The sequence below is a fragment of the Staphylococcus sp. TCBT05 genome (assembly GCF_055179755.1).
In genome coordinates this window covers 179559-203960 of the sequence record NZ_JBUQDQ010000005.1, presented here as the reverse complement: position 1 = coordinate 203960, position 24402 = coordinate 179559, and the positions used below count along the sequence as shown (strand labels likewise).

At 35.4% G+C, this 24402-nt stretch carries 23 protein-coding genes; 20 read left to right on the top strand and 3 right to left on the bottom strand.

Going from position 1 to position 24402, the window contains the following annotated elements; genetic code table 11:
- The first annotated feature begins 126 nt into the window (after nucleotides 1-126).
- The 3 genes from ACY191_RS00880 to ACY191_RS00870 all read left to right on the top strand — a co-directional run bounded on the left by ACY191_RS00880 (nucleotide 127) and on the right by ACY191_RS00870 (nucleotide 3072).
- A complete protein-coding gene (locus ACY191_RS00880; protein WP_229366798.1) occupies nucleotides 127-1107 on the top strand; it encodes an aldo/keto reductase in 981 nt (326 codons plus the stop codon).
- A gap of 70 nt (nucleotides 1108-1177) precedes the next feature.
- Nucleotides 1178-2029, top strand: coding sequence for an aldo/keto reductase (locus ACY191_RS00875; RefSeq protein WP_229366799.1), 852 nt, complete (start codon nucleotides 1178-1180; stop codon nucleotides 2027-2029).
- Between the two features lie 35 nt (nucleotides 2030-2064).
- A complete protein-coding gene (locus ACY191_RS00870; protein WP_229366800.1) occupies nucleotides 2065-3072 on the top strand; it encodes a quinone oxidoreductase family protein in 1008 nt (335 codons plus the stop codon).
- A gap of 172 nt (nucleotides 3073-3244) precedes the next feature.
- On the opposite strand, the gene ACY191_RS00865 is transcribed toward ACY191_RS00870, so the two are convergent.
- Nucleotides 3245-4078, bottom strand: a complete 834-nt coding sequence (locus tag ACY191_RS00865) for an aldo/keto reductase (RefSeq protein ID WP_042737699.1) — start codon at nucleotides 4076-4078, stop codon at nucleotides 3245-3247.
- A 186-nt stretch (nucleotides 4079-4264) separates the two neighbouring features.
- Between ACY191_RS00865 and ACY191_RS00860 the strand changes: the two genes are divergently transcribed.
- From ACY191_RS00860 to ACY191_RS00820, 9 genes are all read left to right on the top strand, one after another.
- Complete coding sequence (locus ACY191_RS00860) at nucleotides 4265-5308, top strand: NADH:flavin oxidoreductase/NADH oxidase (RefSeq protein ID WP_463269843.1); 1044 nt, start codon at nucleotides 4265-4267, stop codon at nucleotides 5306-5308.
- 21 nt (nucleotides 5309-5329) lie between these two features.
- Nucleotides 5330-6340, top strand: coding sequence for an LLM class flavin-dependent oxidoreductase (locus tag ACY191_RS00855; protein WP_229366802.1), 1011 nt, complete (start codon nucleotides 5330-5332; stop codon nucleotides 6338-6340).
- Nucleotides 6341-6540: 200 nt separating this feature from the next.
- Nucleotides 6541-7971, top strand: a complete 1431-nt coding sequence (locus ACY191_RS00850) for an APC family permease (protein ID WP_042737696.1) — start codon at nucleotides 6541-6543, stop codon at nucleotides 7969-7971.
- Nucleotides 7972-8117: 146 nt separating this feature from the next.
- The gene (locus ACY191_RS00845; protein WP_042737695.1) at nucleotides 8118-8570 is read left to right on the top strand and encodes a MarR family winged helix-turn-helix transcriptional regulator; all 453 of its coding nucleotides are present in this window, start codon (nucleotides 8118-8120) and stop codon (nucleotides 8568-8570) included.
- Nucleotides 8571-8585: 15 nt separating this feature from the next.
- A complete protein-coding gene (locus tag ACY191_RS00840) occupies nucleotides 8586-9101 on the top strand; it encodes a GNAT family N-acetyltransferase (RefSeq protein ID WP_229366803.1) in 516 nt (171 codons plus the stop codon).
- Between the two features lie 7 nt (nucleotides 9102-9108).
- Nucleotides 9109-9729 (top strand): FMN-binding negative transcriptional regulator, encoded by a 621-nt coding sequence (locus ACY191_RS00835; protein WP_229366804.1) that lies wholly within the window; start codon nucleotides 9109-9111, stop codon nucleotides 9727-9729.
- Between the two features lie 180 nt (nucleotides 9730-9909).
- The gene (locus tag ACY191_RS00830; protein WP_042737692.1) at nucleotides 9910-10269 is read left to right on the top strand and encodes a DUF1304 domain-containing protein; all 360 of its coding nucleotides are present in this window, start codon (nucleotides 9910-9912) and stop codon (nucleotides 10267-10269) included.
- A 107-nt stretch (nucleotides 10270-10376) separates the two neighbouring features.
- Nucleotides 10377-10754 carry a nuclear transport factor 2 family protein gene (locus tag ACY191_RS00825; RefSeq protein ID WP_042737691.1) on the top strand — a complete coding sequence of 126 codons (378 nt, stop codon included), beginning with the start codon at nucleotides 10377-10379 and terminating at the stop codon, nucleotides 10752-10754.
- A gap of 444 nt (nucleotides 10755-11198) precedes the next feature.
- Nucleotides 11199-12572: an MFS transporter gene (locus ACY191_RS00820; RefSeq protein WP_229366805.1), complete on the top strand. Its 1374-nt coding sequence runs from the start codon at nucleotides 11199-11201 to the stop codon at nucleotides 12570-12572.
- A gap of 164 nt (nucleotides 12573-12736) precedes the next feature.
- Here ACY191_RS00820 and ACY191_RS00815 read toward each other — a convergent pair whose 3' ends face one another.
- The gene (locus tag ACY191_RS00815) at nucleotides 12737-13108 is read right to left on the bottom strand and encodes a hypothetical protein (RefSeq protein WP_042737689.1); all 372 of its coding nucleotides are present in this window, start codon (nucleotides 13106-13108) and stop codon (nucleotides 12737-12739) included.
- Between the two features lie 385 nt (nucleotides 13109-13493).
- Here ACY191_RS00815 and ACY191_RS00810 point away from each other — a divergent pair, with 385 nt between their 5' ends.
- The 3 genes from ACY191_RS00810 to ACY191_RS00800 all read left to right on the top strand — a co-directional run bounded on the left by ACY191_RS00810 (nucleotide 13494) and on the right by ACY191_RS00800 (nucleotide 15351).
- On the top strand, nucleotides 13494-13886 hold the full coding sequence (locus ACY191_RS00810) for a hypothetical protein (RefSeq protein WP_052495389.1): 393 nt from the start codon (nucleotides 13494-13496) through the stop codon (nucleotides 13884-13886).
- Entirely contained in the window at nucleotides 13876-14472 is a 597-nt protein-coding gene (locus ACY191_RS00805; protein ID WP_107526545.1) for a hypothetical protein, read from the top strand. The genes ACY191_RS00810 and ACY191_RS00805 overlap by 11 nt, the downstream gene beginning before the upstream one ends.
- A 147-nt stretch (nucleotides 14473-14619) precedes the next feature.
- Complete coding sequence (locus ACY191_RS00800; protein WP_157947227.1) at nucleotides 14620-15351, top strand: CPBP family intramembrane glutamic endopeptidase; 732 nt, start codon at nucleotides 14620-14622, stop codon at nucleotides 15349-15351.
- Nucleotides 15352-15849: 498 nt separating this feature from the next.
- Here the strand turns inward: ACY191_RS00800 and ACY191_RS00795 are convergent, their stop codons facing one another.
- Nucleotides 15850-16074 carry a Txe/YoeB family addiction module toxin gene (locus tag ACY191_RS00795; protein ID WP_229366806.1) on the bottom strand — a complete coding sequence of 75 codons (225 nt, stop codon included), beginning with the start codon at nucleotides 16072-16074 and terminating at the stop codon, nucleotides 15850-15852.
- 283 nt (nucleotides 16075-16357) lie between these two features.
- Here ACY191_RS00795 and fadX point away from each other — a divergent pair, with 283 nt between their 5' ends.
- From fadX to ACY191_RS00770, 5 genes are all read left to right on the top strand, one after another.
- Nucleotides 16358-17932, top strand: coding sequence for a fatty acid degradation protein FadX (gene fadX, locus ACY191_RS00790; protein ID WP_042737683.1), 1575 nt, complete (start codon nucleotides 16358-16360; stop codon nucleotides 17930-17932).
- Nucleotides 17933-17946: 14 nt separating this feature from the next.
- On the top strand, nucleotides 17947-19470 hold the full coding sequence (gene fadD / locus ACY191_RS00785; protein ID WP_229366807.1) for a long-chain-fatty-acid--CoA ligase FadD: 1524 nt from the start codon (nucleotides 17947-17949) through the stop codon (nucleotides 19468-19470).
- 93 nt (nucleotides 19471-19563) lie between these two features.
- The gene (gene fadE, locus ACY191_RS00780; RefSeq protein WP_042737681.1) at nucleotides 19564-20772 is read left to right on the top strand and encodes an acyl-CoA dehydrogenase FadE; all 1209 of its coding nucleotides are present in this window, start codon (nucleotides 19564-19566) and stop codon (nucleotides 20770-20772) included.
- A 51-nt stretch (nucleotides 20773-20823) separates the two neighbouring features.
- Nucleotides 20824-23082, top strand: coding sequence for a 3-hydroxyacyl-CoA dehydrogenase/crotonase FadB (fadB, locus tag ACY191_RS00775; protein ID WP_042737680.1), 2259 nt, complete (start codon nucleotides 20824-20826; stop codon nucleotides 23080-23082).
- A 41-nt stretch (nucleotides 23083-23123) separates the two neighbouring features.
- Nucleotides 23124-24320: a thiolase family protein gene (locus ACY191_RS00770; protein ID WP_042737679.1), complete on the top strand. Its 1197-nt coding sequence runs from the start codon at nucleotides 23124-23126 to the stop codon at nucleotides 24318-24320.
- The last annotated feature ends 82 nt before the right edge of the window (nucleotides 24321-24402 follow it).

The window sequence follows — 24402 nt, the reverse complement described above, 5'->3', positions numbered from 1 at the left end:
AGTTATAACCATTTGGTTATAACGTTGGTCTAAAGAACATCTTCTACATAAGGTGTTCTTTTTTTATACTGTGATTGTATTCAAAAATATGAAATATCGTGTTGTAGAAAAATAGGGGGTCTGACAATGAATTATAGAAAACTTAGAAATATCGAGGTTTCTAGTATCGGTTATGGCTGTATGGGCTTTAGTCATGGATATGGCGAGATACCTAGTGAAGAAGAAGCAATTAGACTAATGCGATTGGCTTATGACAAAGGATGTACATTCTTTGACACTGCTGAGGTATACGGAGATGGACATAATGAAAGATTAGTAGGGAAAGCTATAGAACCATTTAGGGAGCATATTATTCTAGCGTCTAAGTTATTTATTGATAGTGAGGCTGTTGGGGATTCATTTGAGTCATTAGAAGCGCATATTAGAGCACATTTAGATGCCTCTCTTGAGAAATTACGCACGGATTATTTAGATATTTATTACCAACATCGCGTGAATGATGATATCCCTGTCGAAGATGTAGCAAGAGTTATGGGGAAACTGATTGTTGAAGGTAAAATTCGTGGTTGGGGTCAGTCACAACCAACTGCTGAACAAATCAGAAGAGCGCATGAGATTACACCACTTACTGCAGTTCAAAGTGAATATTCAATGATGGAACGTCAATTTGAACAAGATGTTATTCCTACTTGTAAGGAATTGAACATTGGATTTGTACCATTCTCACCTTTGGCAAGTGGTTTTTTATCTGGAAAATATAGTAATGAAGATCAATATCAAGGTGATGATGTCCGACGTGTAATTACACGATTCAACAAAGAAAATGTAAATAAAAATCAACCACTCATCGATTTGATACAAAAGTATGCTGACGAACAACAAGCAACACCTGCACAAATTTCATTAGCATGGATGCTGTATAAAGAACCATTTATTGTACCTATTCCAGGTATGAGAAAGGAAACTAGAGTCGATGAAAATTTAGGAGCGGCAGATGTTAAATTAACTGATGAAGCATATTTAGCGTTAGAGCATGAACTGTCAAAGATACAAATATATGGAAATCGTACAGATAAAGATATCGCTAAGTTACAAGATATAGAGTAACGATGATGACGTAAGATTTGATCCAACTTATACATTATGATTAAACAATTAAATTGGAGGAATTACACATATGGAATACGTAACATTAAATAATGGTGTTGAAATGCCAACTGAAGGATTTGGCGTATTTACAATAGAAGATTTAGACGTTTGTGAACAAGCCGTGTTAGATGCATTAGATGCAGGCTATAGATTAATTGATACGGCTTCAGCATATATGAATGAAGAGGCTGTAGGAGCTGCAATTCGAAAGTCTAATGTGCCAAGAGAAGAATTATTTATTACGACAAAGTTATGGGTGCAAGATGCAGGATATGAAGCAGCAAAACAAGCTTTTGAAACCTCTTTAGAGAAATTAGGATTAGAGTATATTGATTTGTATCTAATTCACCAGCCATTCAATGATTATTATGGTTCTTGGCGTGCTATGGAAGAGCTTTATGAAGAAGGAAAAATTAGAGCAATTGGTTTAAGTAACTTTGATAATGCACCTTTGGTAGATTTGATTATGAATAAAAAAATTGTTCCAGCAGTATTACAAATTGAAATGCATCCTTTCTTCCAACAGCAAGCAGCAATTGATGTGATGAAAGCATATGATATTCAACCACAAGCGTGGTCACCATTAGCTAAAACTTCAGAAGAAGTATTAAACAATAGTATCTTAAGTGATATTGCTAAAGTACATCAAAAAACAGTACCTCAAATTATGTTACGTTGGCATATCCAACGTGGTATCTCAGTCATTCCGAAATCCACGCATAGAAATAGAATAGAAGAAAATCTTGATGTGTGGGATTTTGAATTAACAGAAGAAGAAATGAATAAAATTAAAACACTAGATCAAGGGAAAAGTTTATATATTGACCGACAGACTGTTGAGACAGTAGAGATGTTTAATAATTGGAAGATACATGACTAATTGAGAGGATTTTTGAAGGGAGATAATGTAAATAGATGAAAGCTATCGTATTAAACAATATAGAAGATAATTATCGTTTAGCTGTAGAAGAAGTGCCAACACCAGTTGCTAGTGAAGGCGATGTTGTTGTTAAGTTAAAGGCTGCTGCCTTAAATAGACGTGACGTGATGATAGCAAGTGGCAGTTATCCAGGAACAGAAGTGCCAAAAATCATTGGTTCTGATGGTGCTGGAGAAGTTGTTGCAGTTGGTGATGGTGTAGCAGATGTTTCTGTAGGTGATGAAATAATTATTAACCCTGGCTTGAATTGGGGAGATAATCCTAAAGTTAAAAGTGCAGACTTTACCATTTTAGGAATGCCTTATGATGGCACATTTGCAGAATTTGTTAAAATCCCAGTCGAAAATGTTTATCCTAAACCCCAATATTTAACATGGGAAGAAGCTGCTGCACTACCATTATCAGGATTAACAGGATATCGCGCACTCATTACAAAAGGTAAGGTGCAAGCAAACGAAAATGTGTTTATTCCTGGTGCTGGTGGCGGTGTTGCAACGTACTTAATTCAATTTGCTAAAGCCTTAGGAGCGAATGTGTATGTATCTTCAAGCCAACAAGAGAAACTTGATTTTGCACTTAAACTTGGAGCACAAGCCGGTGTGAACTATAAGGATGCGGATTGGGAAAATGAATTACTAAATCAATCACAAGGTATAGATTTAACTATAGATAGTATTGGTGGAGAGTCATTTAAATCCTTTATCAATATTGGTAAATTAGGTAGCCGAATCGTTAGCTTTGGGGCAACACGTGGCCCTGTACCCAATTTATTATTGCCGACAATGACATTAAAAGAAATGACTTTATTGGGTTCAACAATGGGCAGTCCTGATGACTTTAAAGATATGATTGACCTTGTTGAACAACACCAAATTAAACCTGTCATAGGTGCACGTTATAATCTAGATGAAACACCAAAGGCATTGGAAGCATTATCGAATGGTGAAAATTTTGGTAAAATTGTTATTCGAATTTCAGAATAGTTGAATGATATAGTAAGTTATTATAAGGATAAGGTATACCTATAACGAAAGCCCTTAAATGAAATTAGATTCATTTAAGGGCTTTTATAGATTATATGACTGCTTTCATAAGGACTCACTTTAGTCTATATTCTGTATCTACTGCTTTGTTATATCATACAATATGCTATTTTTATCCGTTAAATTCAACAGGGTTTGGACCAATTCTTCTATCTTGATTTAATGCATCAATACGTTCAATTTGTTCTGTTGATAGTGAGAAGTCAAAGACATTTAAATTTTCGTCTATTCTATGAGGTGTAATAGATTTAGGTATAGTGACAACACCATGATCAATATTCCATCTGATTACGACTTGGGCAGGTGATTTCCCTAATTCTTGTGCAATATCATTTACAGTTTCGTCTGTTAAAATTTCAGCGTTCATTAATGGTGACCATGATTCTGCTTGAATATTTTCACTCGCCAAATAATTTCTTAAATTACGTTGAGTTAAATAAGGATGAAATTCAACTTGGTTGATTACTGGTTTGATTGAAGTATGTGCCTTTAATGTTTCCAAATTATCTTCTGTAAAGTTACTTACGCCGATGTTCTTCACTTTGCCAGCTTCATACAATGCTTCCATACCTTTCCAAGTATCAATCATGACTGCTTCATCAGTACCTGGCCAGTGGATTAAGTATAAGTCTAAATAATCTAAACCAAGACTATCTAACGACTTCTGATAACCAGCAGCTACATTGTCTTGACCGTAGTCAGTTAACCATAATTTTGAAGTAATGAATAAATCTTCTCTAGTAATTCCAGCTTCTGCAATACCTTCTTTAATACCTAAGCCAACATGTTCTTCATTACCATAAATTAATGCTGTGTCAATACTACGATAGCCATTAACAATTGCATGTTTGACTGCATCTTTGGCTGTGTCATCATTTTCTACTCTGAATACACCTAAACCTAATTGTGGCATTGTGTTGCCATTATAAAATTCAATATGTTGCATAATAACGCTCCTTTAAATTATATGCTTGTGCATATATAAGATTTATGATTCTCATTGTAAACATTTATTTTAAAAAATAAAAGTACGCACTTTTAAGTAACTATTAAAAATTAATTATTTGACTATAGGCATTTCGTGTGTGATTATATGCGTGTGCATACAAATTATAAAGTGAGGTCGTTAAAAATGAAAGATAATCACCTATTTACACCAGTCGATTTAAAAGGTTTAACAGTAAAGAATCGCATTATGATGTCACCGATGTGTCAATATAGTGTTATAGAAAAGGATGGGATAGCTACAGATTGGCATCATCATCATTATATTAGTAGAGCAATTGGTGGGTCAGGATTAGTCATGGTTGAAATGACTAACATTGAACCAGATGGTAGAATTACAGATTTTTGTTTGGGATTATGGAATGAAACTCAGAAAACAAAATTACAGGCTATTGTTGATGGCATTCATCAATATGGTGCTAAAGCGGCGATTCAAATAGGGCATGCAGGTAGAAAGGCAGAGTATGCAGAAACACCAGTGGGTCCTTCTGCGATTCCATTTGATGAAACATTTAAGACACCTCGTGCATTGGATAATGCGGAAGTGTATCAAATGATTGAGAAATATCGCTATTCTGTAAGAGCTGCAGTAGAAGCAGGATTTGATGCAATTGAAATACATGGCGCACATGGGTATTTAATACATCAATTTCATTCGCCACGTTCTAATCAACGCGGAGATGAATTTGGTGAAAGACTTACATTATTTGGTGAAAAAGTTATTGCTGCTGCTAGAGCAGAAATGCCAAACGAAATGCCACTTATTGTACGTATTTCTGCAACAGAATTTGTTGATGATGGATATGGTATTGAAACAGGAATTGATATTGCGCGTACATATTATGAAGCGGGTGCTGATGTAATTGATGTTTCTGCTGGTGGAGAAGGACCTATATCGCCGCATGGTAGACCTGGCACACATGCTGGATATCAACTACCATATGCCAGAAAGGTAAAGGAAGCATTAAACATACCAGTTATTGCTGTTGGCCGTTTGGATGATCTAATTTTAGCTAATGCCGTTATTGGTAATAATGAAGCGGATATGGTAGCGATTGGTAGAGGCTTATTGCGTAATCCGTATTGGCCATTGACTGCTAATGAACAATTGAGAAAGATTGCTAAAGAAGAGATTGTACCAACACAATATCAACCTGGATTTAGAGGTTAAATTGAACGAGGAGTGAGTATGATGGATGTCAGTATTTTAGATCAAACACAATTGATCGAAGGGGAGTCGAGTGAGCGAGAATTTAGTAATACTGTGGCTTTGGCACAATATTTAGATGAACTGGGCTATACACGCTATTGGTTATCCGAACATCATAGTACAGATGCACTTGCGGGGTCTGCCCCTGAGGTATTGGCTTCATATCTACTTGCTAAGACGGCAAACATTCGTGTTGGGACTGGTGGGGTGATGCTTACTCATTACAGCTCTTATAAGGTAGCGGAAATGTTTAATGTTATGAGTGCATTGGCACCTGGTAGAGTAGATTTAGGAGTGGGTCGAGCACCTGGTGGCCATCACCTGTCCAACATTGCATTACAAAGCGGTGTCATTGCTAAACGAAATGTAGATCAATTTCCACAAAAATTGAATGAAATCGCACATTACTTTAAGAATACAGTGCCCGAAGGTTCTGTAGTCAAAGGATTGCAGACGACACCTAAAGTTATGGAGCCAGCAGAATTATGGTTGCTAGGATCGAGTAATGATTCGGCAAAGTTAGCTGCAGAACAAGGTTTACCTTATGTTTTTGCGCATTTTATTAATTATGAAACAGGTGCGATGGAAGAAGCGATTACACTGTATCGTGAACAATTTCAGCCGTCAGCTATACTTTCAGAACCCAAGGTAATCGTAGCAATTAAAACAATTATGGCAGATACAAATGAACATGCACAAACACTTGCTAAAAGTGCATTACATGCGCAATTTTATCTGCATAGAGGTGTGTTATCAAGGCTTATAGCACCTGATAAAGCGTTAAGTGAAGTACAAACTGACAAAGAATGGGCAGAAATAGAAATGATTAAGGACACGTATGTTATAGGTGATAAAGCTACTGTTACACAGCAATTGAAGTCGTTAAAATTTGAGTTAGCTATAGATGAAGTGATGACGTTGAGTCCTATTTATGACTTTGAAGCGAGAAAAAATTCGCTCAAATTATTAAAAGAAGTGACTAATACATTATAGTATAGAAATAATAAGAATAATGTTTGTAACAATAAGTGCAAATTAACGTTAAGTTCTATAATAAATGAAATTATAAGCAAAAGTTATAAAGAATATCCAAAAATGTTAATAATTCCTCAAAAATTCATATATACATTATATTCAAAAATGATTATACTTAAAAACGTGTTTGTTTTTAATACATCAAGGAGTAATTTAGAATGAATTTTATTAAAAGAATATTGAAAAAAGAGGATTTTTCACTTTATCAAAATAAAGATGCGCATTTAGAGCGTACGCTTAGGGTTAGAGACTTTCTTGCATTAGGTGTAGGGACAATCGTTTCTACGGCAATATTCACCTTACCGGGTGTTGTTGCTGCTGACCATACAGGCCCTTCTGTAAGTTTGTCATTTCTTGTTTCTGCTATTGTAGCGGCACTGGTTGCCTTTGTTTATGCAGAGATGTCATCAGCCATGCCAGTTGCAGGTTCGGCATATACTTGGATTAGTATATTGTATGGTGAATTTTTTGGCTGGTTAGTAGGTTGGGCATTAATTGCTGAATATATTATTGCCGTCGCATTTGTTGCGTCTGGATTTTCTGCGAATTTAAGGGGATTGTTTGAACCTTTCCATGTGAAGTTACCGGATGCACTATCTAATTCATTAGGGACAAATGGCGGTATCATTGATTTAATTGCGGCTATCGTAATTATTATTACTGCTTTGTTATTATCTCGTGGGGCATCAGAAACCGCACGTGTACAAAATATATTAGTGGTGCTAAAAGTATTGGCAATATTACTATTTTTAATTGTTGGTTTAAGTGTAGTAGATATAGGACACTATGTGCCATTTATTCCTGAATATAAGATGACTGCTGATGGTGCCTTTGGTGGTTGGCAAGGTATCTATGCCGGAAGTTCAGTCATATTTATTTCGTATATCGGTTTTGATTCGATTGCTGCGAACTCGGGTGAAGCCATTAATCCACATAAGACAATGCCACGTGGTATTCTTGGGTCATTGGTCATTGCGGTGACATTGTTTGTAGCTGTGTCTTTAGTACTCGTAGGTATGTTTGACTATTCTCAGTATAAAGACAACGCTGAACCTGTAGGTTGGGCATTACGTACGAGCGGTCATGAAACGGTAGCTATTATTGTTCAAGCAGTGTCGGTAATCGGTATGTTTACGGCATTAATTGGTATGATGTTAGCTGGTTCCCGTTTGTTGTATTCATTTGGTAGAGATGGTATCTTGCCAGCTTGGATTGGACGATTAAACAATAAACATTTACCGAATAGAGCTTTATTAGTCTTAACAGTTGTTGCAGTATTAGTAGGATCGGTCTTCCCATTTGCATTCTTAGCACAGCTCATATCTGCAGGTACACTTGTTGCATTTATGTTTGTGACAGTTGGTATGTATGGACTACGTAGAAGAGAAGGTAAAGATTTACCAGAGCCTGGATTTAAATTACCACTTTATCCAGTAATGCCATTAATTATTTTTATTTGTATCTTTGCGGTATTTTGGGGATTGAGTGGTCAAGCTAAATTCTATACGTTGATGTGGTTTGTCATAGGGATTGCCTATTACCTATTTTACGTTACAAAAAGCATGATAAAAGAAAAGAAAGTACAGTAATTTATGGAATATCAAGCTGTGATAGATGGTTAACATCTGTTGCAGCTTTTTTATTTGTAAATATTTAAAGTATCAGAGGGTTTTAATTTTCAAAAAGTATGGTATATTGTAATTATGTTGCAAATGCAACAAAAAGGAGTTTGAAAATGAAAGATATATTGAGAGATATAGGTGTTATTGCCAGGGCACTTGATTCAATCAGTAATATTGAATTTAAAGAATTGAATTTAGCTAAAGGGCAATTTGTTTATTTAGTTAGAATTTGTGAGCATCCTGGAATTATTCAAGAAAAATTAGCTGAAATGTTGAAAATTGATAGAACTACGGCATCACGCGCTGTGAGCAATTTGGTTAAGAATGGATTTGTTGAGAAAATAGCAGATGATGATAATAAGAAGAATAAATTATTGTATGCGACTGACAAAGGCCAAGCTTTATATCCATTGATTATTAGAGAAAATGAACATTCTAATAAGGTCGCACTTAATCATTTTTCAGAAACAGAAATTACAGAATTAGCCTCTATGCTTCAAAGAGTTAAAGATAATATTTCAGATGATTGGTTGTATGTCAAAAAAGGTAATAAGCGTGATTATTAAAGATGGGGTGAAAAATTGATACAAGCATGTACTAAAGCAGATATCGACATTTTGAAGGATTTAAGTATTCAAACATTTGATGAAACGTTTAGATCACAGAATAAACCAGAGAATATTAATCAATATTTAGCAAATGCTTTTACGACAGCTAAATTATTAAGTGAAATTGAACATCCACATTCATATTTTTATGTGATTTATTATCATCAACAATTGGCTGGTTATTTGAAAGTAAATATTTTAGATGCACAAACGGAACAGTACCCAGGAAATAATTTAGAAATTGAACGTATTTATATAGCAAAGGATTATCAAAAGTTTGGCTTAGGAAAGCAGTTATTTGAGCATGCTTTAACTGTGGCAACTGAAAATAACTGTAATCGTATATGGCTCGGTGTATGGGAGAAGAATGATAATGCTATACAATTTTATAAACGTTTAGGATTTACCAAAATTGATGAGCATGCATTTTACATGGGGGATGAAAGGCAAATTGATTATATTATGTCTCGTCCTATAAAGGAGGATTAGCATAGCAATGTACATTCCAAAACAATATACTAAAGAGGATTATCAAGAGATCAAAGCATTTATGCAACGTCATAACTTTGTTACTGTTATTTCGACTGTGGAAGGCAGACCAATAGCGACACATGTTCCTGTAAATGTTCAAGAAGATGAGGAAACATTATATATTACAGGACACGTTGCGAAGGGGAACCAGCAATGGCAAACATTAGATCATGGAGGGAATATCTTAGTTATTTTTCAAGGACCTCATGCGTATATTTCTTCTACTTGGTACGAAGATGAAGATGTTCCGACCTGGAATTATCAAAGTGTACAAGTATATGGTAAGAGTAGGTTGTTAACGGAAGAGGAACTGGTATCTGATTTGACGATGCTATTGGATAAATATGAAGGGCAGCGAGATCAAGGTGCTACTTGGAACAATATGTCTGAAAGAACAAAGCGTCAGATGAAAGGTGTTAAGGGTTTCCGTATAAAAGTAACAGAAATTTTTGCGGCGTATAAATTAAGTCAAAGTCGTAGTACGACAGACAAAGATAATATTATTGATACACTGGATCATTCTGACAATCATTTAGACCGTGCAGTTGCCGAAGCAATGGCGAAAGAACAAGGACGCTCGAAATAAGGAATTCGTTGTTATAGAAACACTGAATCATGATCATAACTATAGTGAAAGAAAAAATTCTGGTAGTCCACGATTAAGTACAGTAGAATGTAGGAATCAACTTATTTATGCTAATAATTGTAGGTAATTAGCATATTAAAAGATTAAATGACAAAATTTATTTAAATGGAGATGACCTTAATGAATATTGTTTCAGTCATTTTAACTGTATTAGTGGCTTTGGAGTTCTTTTATATTATGTATTTAGAAACCTTTGCTACCACTTCTGCTAGTACGAGTAGAGTATTTAAGATTTCAAAAGAGAAGTTACAAGATGCTAATGTCAACGTACTACTTAAGAATCAAGGTGTGTATAATGGTGTAATTGGTCTTGTACTATTGTACGCCGTTGCATTTGCAAGTCACCCCAAAGAAATGGTTGCAGTGATATTGGTTTATATCATTATCGTTGCGATTTATGGTGGGCTATCTAGTGATAAGAGTATTATATTGAAACAAGGTGGTTTGCCAATTATTACATTAATCTCATTGTTCTTTTAAATTGCATTTGTGAGAATAGGAAAGTCGCTACGGTGTTGTGTAGTGGCTTAATTCCCGGGAAATAACCGAATAGGTTGAAATAAGCTAAGAAATTGTAGGTGAATGTAATGGAAACATTGGATGCATATTTTAAATTATTTGATGACTCGCGTGTGAGTGAAGAGAGTTTCAATCGTTTAGTGGCACTATTTAGTGAAGATATTACCTTTGTATTAAATGGTCAAGCTTATCACGGCATTGAAGCTTGGAAACAGTTTGTACGTAAAGTGTTTGAAATCAATGCAGATTTGAAACATATGTATGATGGTTGGATAGAAAATGAAGACGGTAGCTTTCAAACGCGATGGGCGGTTTGTGGTAAACGTTATGAAACAGGTGTTTATACGCAAGAAGGTATAGATATTGCGAAATTAAATGAACACCATCAAATTACTTATTTGGAAAACAAACCAGATGATAGTGGCTTATTTTCATCGGTAAATTAAATTATATTACTATCGAAACAGGTAACAATGTGTCTTGAGTAGTGGTTGAACGGTTAACGACTTAAAGTTAAACGTTAAGTAGGTAGACCACATACGTTTATGAGACGCGATGTTACCTTTTTTTTTGAAATATTGAATAATGTTGCGGATGGTAATTGAATTAATACTGACTTGCACTTGCTTTGAAAAATTACTGAAAAAATAGGACTCCATTAATATAAATTTGTGGTACCATCATACTTGTGTATATTTTTCTAAGATTACAATATTCGAGTAATAGCAACGAATATTTATAGATAGATAAGACGTTAAACGTGTTATCACTAGAAAAGTATGACCAGTAATGACTTGATGTGTGGGGAAAGTCTAATCATATAAGTGCTCGACAAGCAATATTGTAATTGAAATATATACATCAATATAGATTAGGAGGTCAAACACATCATGGTTACCAAGCAAAAATCGGGAGACAAATTGATTTTAGCTATAGTATTTAGTGTGTTAACGTATTGGCTATTTGCACAATCGTTTATAAATATATCTACGGAAGTACAAGCAACATATCACACGATGACTGGTGTCGTTAATTTATCAGTGAGCCTGGCATCGTTTGCTACAGGCATTTTTATGGTGGGAGCTGGAGACGTCGCAGATAAAATTGGTAAGTTGAAAATGACGTATATCGGTATTATCTTAAGTGTGATTGGCTCATTGCTAATCATTATTTCTAGCGTCACTGCGCTACTTATTGTGGGTAGGATTCTACAAGGATTATCAGCAGCAATACTATTACCAGCAACGGTCGGCGTATTAAATGATCAATTTAAAGGACAGGATCTGCGTAAAGCCTTTAGTTATTTAATGATTGCAAGTGTAGGAGGCGTTGGCTTTGCATCGATGGTCGGCGGTTTTGTAGCGACTTATATGACTTGGCAAGTTAACTTTGTCATTTCAATAGTAATCGCACTGATTGCATTTGTATTGTTGATAGGAACTAAAGAAGTAGAGAAGGAAATCATTGATCGTCAACCTTTTGACTATATCGGCATGTGTTTGTTTGCCATTATGATAGGCAGTGTTACTTTGTTTATGACGCAAGGTTTCGAACGTGGTTGGTTAAGTGTATTTTCAGTAAGCTGCCTCGTTGTATTTTTAATTTCAGGTATAGTATTTGTATTATTTGAACGTAAAAAGGCAATGCCGTTTATTGATTTTTCATTATTTAAACACCGTGCATTTGTAGGATCTTCGTTAAGTAATGTAATCTTGAATTCAGGTATTGGCATGATGACCGTATTTAATATGTATGTACAAACCGCAATTGGCTTAAATGCCTTTCAAGCTGGCCTGGTTACAGTGCCTTATGTGTTAATGGCGATCTTTATGGTGCGCATAGGAGAACGATTATCAGTGAGATATGGTGGTAAACCGATGTTGTTAGTAGGGCCACTGTTCCCAACAATGGGTCTCGTACTGATTAGTTTGACTATGTTACCAGCCCAGTGGTACATCATGGCTGCGACAATTGGCTTTGTTATTTGTGCTATCGGTAATGGCTTATGCGCAACCCCAGGACTAACGGTTGCCTTATTAACTGTGCCAGATGAAAAAGTAGGGCTAGCCACAGGTTTATATAAAATGTGTGCGACACTTGGTGGAGCCTTTGGAATTGCAGTAAGTACTACAGTTTATGCAATATTACAAACACATACGACAATAGAAATGGCTGCTATGGGTACGTTTCTAATCACATTGTGCATTATGGCGACAGGTGTTATTATGACACAATTGATTATTCCTAAGCATACAAAAGCTTAAGTACTAGTATGGATAAAGTGAATTAAGTAGATTAAATAAAGAGGTAACATCATTAATAACTGTGCAGTTTATTGTGCCACAGGTGAATAATGAATGTTACCTCTTTTTGTGTTTGGCGTTAATGCTTACTATTACTATACAATTTAACTTTAAATGAATGTTAGTCATATCTGTGTATTATAATGCACCTTTACTTGAACTTTATTGATATCTAAATTTATTAATAACGTAGGGTCGCTCGCATAAATAATGAATACAGTTTTTAAATAAGTATTATTTTGTGGAAAACGATAACTGACGATATATTTATTACCATCTTTGAAATAATCATATTTATAAGTTGGCGCAACAAGACGTGTCAGTTTATCTAAGTATTGTTCTTTAACAAAGCGATTAATACTTTTATATTTTTTATTCGTATACATTCGTTTACGAATGCGAGAAAGAGAATTTGGACATAATAAACTACAAAATAGTTCGGCGTCCCTTTTAACAATACTATTCATAAAATCTTCAATACATTGTTCTATTTTCATCATACCACCGCCTAATCATAATCTTTGAAAAGCTATACTTAAAACAGTGAATATCTAACAAAATGGAAAACAAAGCGTAGGAACAGTTGATGTCATTATTTGTTGAGCAGGCAAAAGCGTGTGACGTCATCATGCATATTCATAGTCATCTAAATTATTAATCACTTGTTATAATATGTACAAAACCATTTTCAAACAAAATTTTAATAATTTTAGAATTGAATATATTTCCATATTTTCCACTAATATTAGAAAATAAACATTTTTACTGTAAAATAACACTTTTGTATTGGTGCTACTTTATATTTTATTAACATATAAATTAAATTTAATTAATAACAAATAGTTTTATATTTGTTAATATGTAGTATGGGAGGTATACAATATGAAAATCAAAAATATTATAAGTTTAATTGGTATTGCAATAATTGCCGTCTTAATTGTCGGATGTGATGATGGTGAAGAAAAAAAGCCAAAGCAAGAAACGGTTAACAAACATAAGCAAGAGCTCGTATATTTTGAACAGTTAGCCAACGGTGATGAAGATTATCCAAGAGCAGAAATTGGATATAAAGACAAAAAAGGCAAAACGCATACATATACAACGGAAAGTAAAAATGTTTATGAACATATCTTGAAAGATAGTAAACAAAAACCATACGTTGTAAAAGATGGCAAGAAGTATCACGTCTATCGACTGCCATATATGACATACGATAATAATGAAATTGAAGGTGAAGTTAAAGATAAAGGAGAGGTAAGTAAAGATGATAAATAAGGTCAGCGTTTGGGTTTGTACGCTTGCCATGTTGGGACTTGTCTTTTCACCTGTGACAGAAGCTATTGGTAGTAGTGGTTCAAGTAGCTCAAGCAGTACGAGCAGTTCAAGTAGTTCAAGTAGCAGTTCGTCAACAAGTAGTACGACGAGTACGTCTTCAAGTGCTCGTGCGAGTGTAGCATCACGTGCTGCACAAAGTAATATGTCTACTAATATCAATAGTTCGAGAAATGCGACGTCACAAAAAGCGAATAGTAAAACAAGTAGTACGAAACCTTTATCAAGACCTTATCATTCCTTTATTACGCCTACTGCACCTTATAATGATCAGCGATTGGCATCAATGTATTTCAACAATACTTTGTTTTTTTGGATTGTAATGCAACATCATAATCTCGACATCAAGCAGCAACATCATATATTACAGAATAATATGACTGCAAAAGATAAACTATATACGATTACAATTAAAGATAAACGAGATAAAGAACATTTAATTGTTGTCCCTAAAAAGGATTACGATGCAATTCAAAAGGGTGCACATGTGAAATATAAGAATGGTAAGTTGATAACGACTCATAAGTAACATGGTTATTTAATCACGAAGTTTACAATTTTATATGAAAAAGACAGAAAATAATAGATATAAAAGTGTAAACAATAATGTGGCAGTCAGTGATACTATGCTATTATTTAATGTATAGTATAAAAAGAGTTAAAAAGGATGGGGAACATGGACTACTCAAATAGTGTTAAACCAAAAGGGAATCGCATTATTAATATATTAATATTTATAGGATTAATGTTCCTAGTGTCATCACCTACGATGATTGCGGGATCAATTATTTATTCTGTCGTCAATCATGCAAGTTTATGGATTGTTATAGGCATAACGGTATTGGGTATTATTTGGACTATATTTATAATGTGGTTATTTAGATGGTATTACCATAAAAAAAGCTATGAAACACTTCAACATCGATTTGGATTAAAAGATATTTTGATTAACATTTTGTGGTTTATTGTTTTACGTATTACGATTGGTGTTTTTACTCTTATTATGCAATCGGTATTTGGCGATAACATTTCGGAAAATGATAAAATCTTGCTAAATCAAATGGAACAATTGAACGATTTAAGTGTTGGATCAGTAATAGGATTGCTATTTTTCTTAATTGTCATTATTTTTGTAGCCCCATTTTTAGAAGAATTACTGTTTAGAGGTATTTTTAAGGAAACTATATTTAAAAAGTCGGCGTTTCTTTTACCATTGATTATATCTTCAGCAATATTCTCATCACTCCATGGCTCTACAAACTGGATTAGCTTTTTGATGTATATGACTTTGGGTATGTTTTTTTACTTAGTTTACAACAGACGTAAAAACTTGAAAGATAGCATGATGGTACATATGTTGAACAATGCTATGGCAGGTATTGCTATGTTAGTTATGGTATTTACGTAATATTTATTGGCAATATTGATTATACACAGTGCAAAAAGACGGTTAATAGCCGTCTTTTTTTATTACTTCGTATTGTTAGCTCGCTTTCCTAGGGTACAGCTTCAGCCTGTAGTCTTCCGCTTGTCCTGTTCCCTCAGGAGTCTCGCTAAAATACTGTCCAGAAATTAAGGTTTTACATTAAAATACTTTAGGGTTCCCGTATTAAATGTATACTATTTGTGTTGTGATATAAATCATCAAATATACAAATAACTCATCTATTATTTTTATTCATTACTGCGTATTGTTAGCTCGCTTTCCTAGGGTACAGCTTCAGCTTGCCCTGTTCCCTCAGGAATCTTGCTAAAATACTATCTAGATATTAAGGTTTTACATTAAATACCTTGAGATTCTCGAGTTAAATGTGTCTTATTTGTATTTGAGCATAAATCATTCAATATACAATAAAGCATCTACAGGCTTCTGATGTTTGTCCTAGAACTTTATATCTGAGAATCTTTATTTGTAGTGATATCTACAAGATGCCACTAATATAGCACTGTCATTTACCGTATATACTAGTCTATGTTCTTGATTAATTCGTCTACTATAATACCCAGAAAAATTGCCAACTAGCTTTTCTGGTTTGCCTATACCCTCTAAAGCACCATCTCTAGAGATACTTTTTAATAATTGATTAATTCTTTTAACCATCTTTCTATCCTTGTTTTGAATCAGATACATTCTGTCTGATATCTTTTAACAACCACAAAAATAGCAAAATCCAAATTTATATTATGAATAAGTAAATAACCTTGCCTCTTGTGGTTTCTATTTACACGCAAAGTTACGTATCGTTTCATAAGTGTATCGTTTCTATAATAGTTATAAAATTTTAAATTTTTGCATATTTCTCAAAATTAATGGTATATTACATGAAAGGGCTTACATATTTAAAGGGGGATGATGGTTAAACTTAGCGTCGAATTGTTGTGTTGCATTTAATGAATGATAGGAGATTATTGGTATGAAGATTATTCCATTATCTGAAGTAACAGACATTATAAAGGACGATAATACAATTGCTATAGCTGCTTTGTCATCAGCTAACTTGCCGGTAGCCTTACTAAAGGCATTGGTTGATCACTATGATGAGTTGCAGACACCTAAGAATTTAACGTTTATGTTAGCCAATGATATCAGCGACTATCGGGGGGATGGTGTTGATTTAGATTCATTTGTAACAAGAAATATGATAAAAAGGTTGATTACGAGCATTATAACAGCATCACCAGAAACAATTCGTGCGATGAAAGACAATGAAATTGAGGCATACTATATACCTCAAGGTGTACTGACGACACATTATCGTAATCATACAGCTGCTTCACCTGACTATTTAACACGAATTGGTTTGCATACGAATGTTGACCCTAGATATCGAGGAGGTAAAGTGAATCAACGAACTACAAAAGATTTGGTGAGCCTAGTAGAAGTTGATCATCGACAATATTTGAAATATGATTTTCCAAATATTGATATTGCTTTGTTAAGAGGAACTTATGCAGATCAAGATGGGAATATTTATATGACGCATGAAGCCCATCTTGGTGAGGGTTATAGTGTAGCACTAAAGGCACATAATAATGGTGGTAAAGTCATCGTGCAAGTTAAAGCGGTTATTGAGAATGGAAAATTTAATCCGCGAGATGTCTTTATTCCTGGAAAATTAGTTGATTATATCGTTGTAAATGAAAATCCAAAATACCATAGACAAGTAATGCAGCATTATTATGATCCTGCACTTGCTGGTGAATATCGTATTCCAGAAATTCGAGAACCTTTCTTACCATTAAGCATTCGCAAAGTAATATTACGTCGAGCTGCTCAATTTTTAAAGGCAGAAGATGTAGTGAGTATAGGCTTTGGTATCAATAATGACTTGTCGAATGTATTAATTGAAGAGAATGCGAATCATCTTGTGCAATTGAATATTGATACAGGTGTGTTTGGAGGCATGATTAGTAGCGGACAAAACTTTGGAATGAATTACAATGTTAGTGCGCAAATGAGGCATGATCAAACTTGGGATTTTATTTATAACGGCGGAGTAGATGTTGCTTATTTAAGTTTTGCAGAGGTTGATGCGGTAGGTAATGTCAATGTTTCAAAATTTGGTGACAAAATGAATGGTTGTGGTGGCTTTATTGATATTAGTCAGACGGTAAAGCGCATTGTTTTTTCAGGAACAATGGTTGCCGGGGGTCAACTTGATTTCAAGGATGGACAGATTGATATAAATAAACAAGGACACACGCATAAATTTGTGCAACATGTGGGCAGTGTAGACTTTAATGCACAATATGCACAGGAACTTGGTCAGGAAGTTTACTTTGTCACTGAACGGGGTGTATTTGAACTCATGAATAACGGCTTGAAATTAATTGAAATCGCACCAGGTCTAGACATCGAGAAAGATATTCTGGCACATATGGATTTCAAACCAATGGTTGCAGAGGATATAAAGGTGACTAATCCGGCGATTTATCATGACAAATGGGGAGGTTTAGCTCAAGTCATTAGGTCGGAAGATCGTATTTAAAGGGGGAGAAGAATATGAATTACGACTGGATTAAAACGAGAGCAGCATATGATGAAGTCAAACCAGCAGTGATCGATCCGTTTAAAGGCACATCGTGGTCTTATCAAGATTTGAATAAACGAGCAGAAAATTTAGCGACACATTTACAAGAAGCAGGGGTCCAACAAGGGGATGTCGTCGGTATTTTCGCACCAAATGATGTTTCATTGCTCGACTTGTTATTTGCTACAACAAAATTAGGCGCTGTATATTTACCGATAAATTGGAGACTTAAGCCAAAGGAAATAGAAAGTGTCATTTCAGATTCTAATGTGAAACACATATTTTATGCAGCAAAGCATTTATCAACATTACAAGGTATGGCAGATGATTTGTTATATATGGATGTTGACTCTGCTGAATATGATGAGATTGTCGATCCAACGAATCATAAACCATTTGAGTCAGTAGCTATTGATGGTGATACATTAGCTATATTGATGTATACAAGTGGTACGACTGGATTGCCAAAAGGTGTGATGTTCTCATATGATTCACTGGTCAATAATCTGATTAACACAGTTCTAACTTATAAGATTAATGCGACATATAAAACGATTATCGCCACGCCAATGTTCCATGTATTAGGTTTCAATGATTTGATATTGCCATTGTTGATGGCAGGGGGAACGGCAGTACTGCAACGTTACTTTAATGGTGAAGATTTAAATGATTTGATGACTGAACATAAGCCGAATTATTTAATTTTAATACCGACTATGTATTATGCTATGCTCGTTTCGAAAAACTTTAACATAGACAACTTTAAAGAGGTTGAGTTCTTAGTGCAGGGTGGATCCGCACCTCTTGCCGGAGTTCAACAAAAATTCACGGGAATGGGTCATCATATTATTAATGGTTATGGTCTGACAGAGGCCCCATTAGTAATGGTTAATACACCTGAAAATAGCATAAATAAACCTGGTAGTATAGGTAAACCAATTATGTTTGTTGATATCCGTGTCTTAGATGATAATCATGAGGATGTATTAGCAGGTGAAATTGGAGAATTGGCAGTAAGAGGTAAAAATGTAACGCCAGGTTATTGGAATAAACCCGAGGAGACTGAAAAAGCATTTGTTGATGGGTATTTTTTAACAGGGGATTTAGCTAGAGTAGATGAGGATGGCGATGTTTTTATAGTAGACCGTCGTAAAGAAATGATTATAACAGGTGGAGAAAATGTTCTACCTTCAGAAGTAGAAGCGGTTCTCACGACGCATCCATTAGTAGCACAAGGTGTTGTGTTAAGCTTTGATAGTCCAAAATATGGCGAATCTGTGGCAGCAGCAGTTGTATTAACAGAGGATGATCCAGACTTTGAACAGAAATTAGATGAGCACATGCGTGAAAAGTTAGCTGGCTATAAAGTACCACGTATGTATTTAAAAGTAACACACATGCCACTGAATTCAACTTCTAAACCAGATAAGTTAGAATTACAAAAGCTAATGAATCAAAAAGCACAAGATGGTAAAGCACATGCAGACGAGATTTAACCATTACATCATACTAACAATATTAAATAAAAAATTTTGTGCAGTTGTGTAAGCGCTATCATAATTTAAACAATAAGGATGGGGGTCCTAATTATGACTACAAAAGAAGAAGTAATTAAAGCGTTATATCCAGAAGATATATTAAGTGTGGCGAAAGATTTAACAGAAGGAGAAGTTAAATTATTAAAGCAACTCAATGACATGTTAGAAGAAAAGTATCGTGATTCAGTAAATGAGCATTGGTTAAATGCAACCGAGCCTGAGGGCTACTTTGAAGAATTAGGGAAATTAAATTACTTTAACAATCCGCTATTGTTTGAAGGACGTGAGGGTGCTCACACACCAAGTCAGTTATTCCAATTCTTTATGTCATATACAATCGCTAGATTTGATGTGTCATTAGCGACATTACTCGGCGTGCATCAAGGTTTAGGGCATAATTCATTTTGGTTTGGTGGCAGTAAAGAACAACAAGCTTATTATTTACCTAAATTACAATCACATGAATTGCGAACTTGCTTTGCACTCACTGAACCTGAACATGGTTCAGACGTTGCTGGTGGTCTCGAAACGACCGCTAAACGCCAAGGTGATGAATGGATTATCAATGGTGAGAAGAAATGGATCGGTGGTGCGAATGTTGCTGATGTGATGCCAGTCTATGCTGTAGATGTTGATACAGGGAAACCTAAAGGATTTATTATAGAACCAAAGCAAGATGGTGTGGAAATAGAAATACTCGAGCATAAAATTGCGCTTCGCATCGTTCCCAATGCGCGAATTCGCTTTAAAAATGTTGTAGTTAAAGAGGAGAATAGATTACAGAACATCAACGGATTTAAAGATATTGCGAAAGTATTATATTCAACGCGTGCTGGTGTAGCATATATGGCGACGGGGGCAATGGCTGGTGCATTAAAGGCAACGACAGATTATGTGACAAAACGTAAACAGTTTGGTAAAGAAATTAGCAAGTTTCAATTGATTCAAGAGAAGTTAGCAATGATGCAAGGTAATCTTGCACAAGCAATGGCGACATGCGCCCAACTTGCACGTATGCAAGCGAATGGTGAATATGATGAAGTAGCGACTTCTACTGCTAAGATGATGAATTCATTGAGATTACGAGAAACAGTTGCTATGGGCAGAGGTGTTCATGGTGGTAATGGTATCTTAGCAGGTGAGTATGATATTGCACGTTTCTTTGCTGATGCAGAAGCGATATACACATATGAAGGTACGCATGAAGTCAATGCGCTTGTTATAGGTCGTGCTATTACTGGAGATTCAGCTTTTATATAAGTAAGTGTATGGTCACGAAAATGCAAAATTAATATATTTGGAGGGTTTAGTATGACGATAAGAAAAGCAGTCGTATTAGGTGCAGGCACGATGGGAAGTCAAATCGCTGCATTACTTGTAAATGCAGGTCTGAAAGTAAAGATACTAGATATCGTGATTGATGAACAAGAACCAAATAAAATTTCTAAAAAAGCATATGAAACAATTACCAATCCGAAACGTCCATTGTTGTTTGACTTGGATTTTGCATCTAATCTATCATATGGAAATTTCAACGATGATTTAACGGAAGATGAAGATGCGGATATTTATATTGAAGCGGTAAAAGAAGAATTAGAAATCAAACATCAGATATGGGCTAAAGTGAAATCAGTAGCACAATCGGATGCTTTGTTTGCTACAAATACTTCGGGTATTCCAATTGAAGCTATTGCACAAGCTTTTGATCAAGAAGATAAGCAAAGATTCTTTGGTATGCATTTCTTCAATCCACCACGCATTATGAAATTGGTAGAAATTATTCCGAACGCAAATACTGCACAAGAATATATTGATCAAGTACAAGAATTTGCTGAGGATGTATTAGGTAAGGGTGTCGTGGTCGCAAATGATGTACCTGGATTTGTTGCGAACCGTGTGGGTACACAAACGATGAACGATATTATGTATAGAGCAGAATCTAGTGGCTTATCAATTACTGAAGTCGATGCGTTGACTGGCAAGAGTATTGGTCGTCCTAAGATGGGGACATACGGTTTGTCAGACTTAGTAGGTCTAGATATTGCTAAAGCAGTCATCGGTGGCTTGCAAAAAGTCCCAGAAGAACAACCGTATTTCCATGATACAAAAATTGCTGATAAATTATATGAAAATGGTGCGCTTGGTAATAAGACGAAACAAGGCTTTTATAAAAAGGAAGGAAAACGACGCTTAGTGTACGACTATGAAAGTGGTACGTATGTTGAGCCTACGCCACCACAACAACCTATTTTAAATGAGTTTGGTAAAGATTTAGCGCACAATTTAGATATTATCTTTAATGCACAGGACGATGCAGGTGTGTTTTTATGGGAAACATTAAGAAATAACTTCTACTATGCTGCATTAAATGTGCCGAAAGCTGCAGCCGATTATAAAGATGTTGATCGTGCAATTGTCTGGGGATTTAACTGGAAGCAAGGTCCATTCCAATTATGGGATATGATTGGCTTTGAACGTGTGAAATCTAGAATGAAACAAGAATTGGGTAAATTACCTGATTGGGTAGAGCAACGTAATGAGCCATTTTATGAAGAAGGAGAGACAATTCAACGTACAACTTCGGTAACAGAGTATATAGATAAGGATATATGGGACCACTCTGATTCTAAATTATCCGTAGTTCATGGTAATCAATTATTATTAAAATTACAAAGTGTCAATAATGTAGTGTCTGATGATTTCGTTAAAGATTTAGCTGCAGCGATAGATTTACTTGAAAATGAAGACTATTCAAGCATGGTAATTTATGCAGATGGCAATAACTTTAGTGTAGGTGCTAACTTGAAATTAATGATGAAAGCCCATGAAGAAGGCACAGTCGATCGAGATATAGGCGAAGGTGTCGATAATTTACACTATAGTTTCAGTAGATTGAAATACGCTTTGAAACCTGTTGTTACAGCTGTTCAAGGTAGAGCGCTAGGCGGTGGTTGTGAATTAGTGCTACATTCACCAATAGTAGTAGCTTCTAGCGAATCATATATCGGCTTGGTTGAGACAGGTGTAGGTTTATTGCCGGCTGGTGGTGGACTTGCAGAATTGTCAGATAGAATCTTACGTGGAAACCATAAACATGATGACAAACAACAAGCTATTACCAAGGTATTAATGAATATTGGTTTAGCTAAAGTATCCACAAATGCATATGAAGCGATTCGCTATGGTTATTTAAGAGAAACAGATACAGTCATATTTAACACTGAAAAGCGTGTTGAAATTGCTTTGAAAAGAGCACAATATGAAGCGGAAACAAATTATGTACCTAAGACAAAAGGACAATATATTGCACTTGGCAGAGACTTTAAAGCATTGGCAGAAGGACAGTTAGATGCACAGCGTTTGGGTCATTTTATCAGTGATTATGATTATGAGATTACGCTTAAAGTGGCAGAGGTGTTAGCTGGTGGGGATGTTCCAAGAAACACATATATCAATCAACGTTATCTACAAAAATTGGAAAAAGAACGCTTTTTAACATTACTCAAGAATCAAAAAACGTATGACAGAATTTCACATATGTTGAAAAAAGGTAAACCGTTACGTAATTAATTTAGAAGTCATTTTATAGATAACAGAAAGGATGATCTTAAATGCGAGATGCATATATTGTAGCGTATGGACGTTCGGCAGCAGGTAAAGCAAAGTTAGGCGGTGCGATGGCACACGAAAGACCTGATGAAGTAGCAGCAAAGGTATTGAAAGGTGTATTAGAACGTGTTGGAGGTAAGTTTGAGCCAGGCATGGTGGAAGACGTTATCGTAGGTAACTCGTTCCCAGAAGGTCTACAAGGACAAAATATTGCAAGAACGATTGCACTATTAGCCGGCTTACCACAAGAGGTACCTGGACAAACGGTCAATCGATACTGTTCTTCAGGATTGCAAACAGTGGCACTTGCAGCTAATCAAATTATTGCGGAACAAGCCGATGTCATTGTTGCAGGTGGTGTCGAATTGATGAGTGCAGTGCCAATGGGAGGTAATGAACCGACGAATAACCCTATTTTACAAGATCAAGATTCAGGAGTATCTCATCCGATGGGATTAACGGCTGAAAATGTAGCAGAAACTTATAAAGTCTCTCGTGAAGATCAAGATGCCTACGCAGTACAAAGTCATCAGCGTGCCAAACAAGCGCAAGATGCAGGCAAATTTGATGATGAAATTATTCCGATAGAAGTAAATAAGGTGACATATGATGTGAATGGTCCAGTAGTTTCCAAGGCTGTGCTAAAAGAAGATGAATTGATTAGACCAGACACAAATGCTGAATCTTTAGCTAAATTGCCAACCGTATTTAAAGCTGACGGCACAGTGACGGCAGGTTCATCTGCACCATTGACAGATGGTACAGGATTCGTAGTTGTGATGTCTGGTGATAAAGTAAAAGAATTAGGTGTCGAGCCGATTGCACGCTTCGTAGGATTTAAAGCGGTAGGTGTCGATCCTAAATTGATGGGCATAGGTCCAGCATATGCAATTCCAGAAGTCTTGAAGTTAACGAATCTTGAAGTGGGAGATATTGATTTAGTGGAACTCAATGAAGCCTTTGCCTCACAAACATTAGCATCTATCCGTGAGGTTGGATTAGATATTGAGAAGACAAATGTAAATGGCGGGGCGATTGCTTTAGGCCATCCGTTAGGTGCAACAGGTGCCATGTTAGTAGGGCGACTATTATCAGAAATGAAGAAACGTCCAGATACTCAATACGGTATGGTAACAATGTGTATCGGTGTTGGTATGGGCGCAGCAGGTATATTTGAATATGTAGGTAAACGTAGCTAAATTTTGATAATGTAATTAAATCTTTGATATGAGCGGAAATAATGAGTCATATTAAAAAGCAGTGTATATTTTACACTGCTTT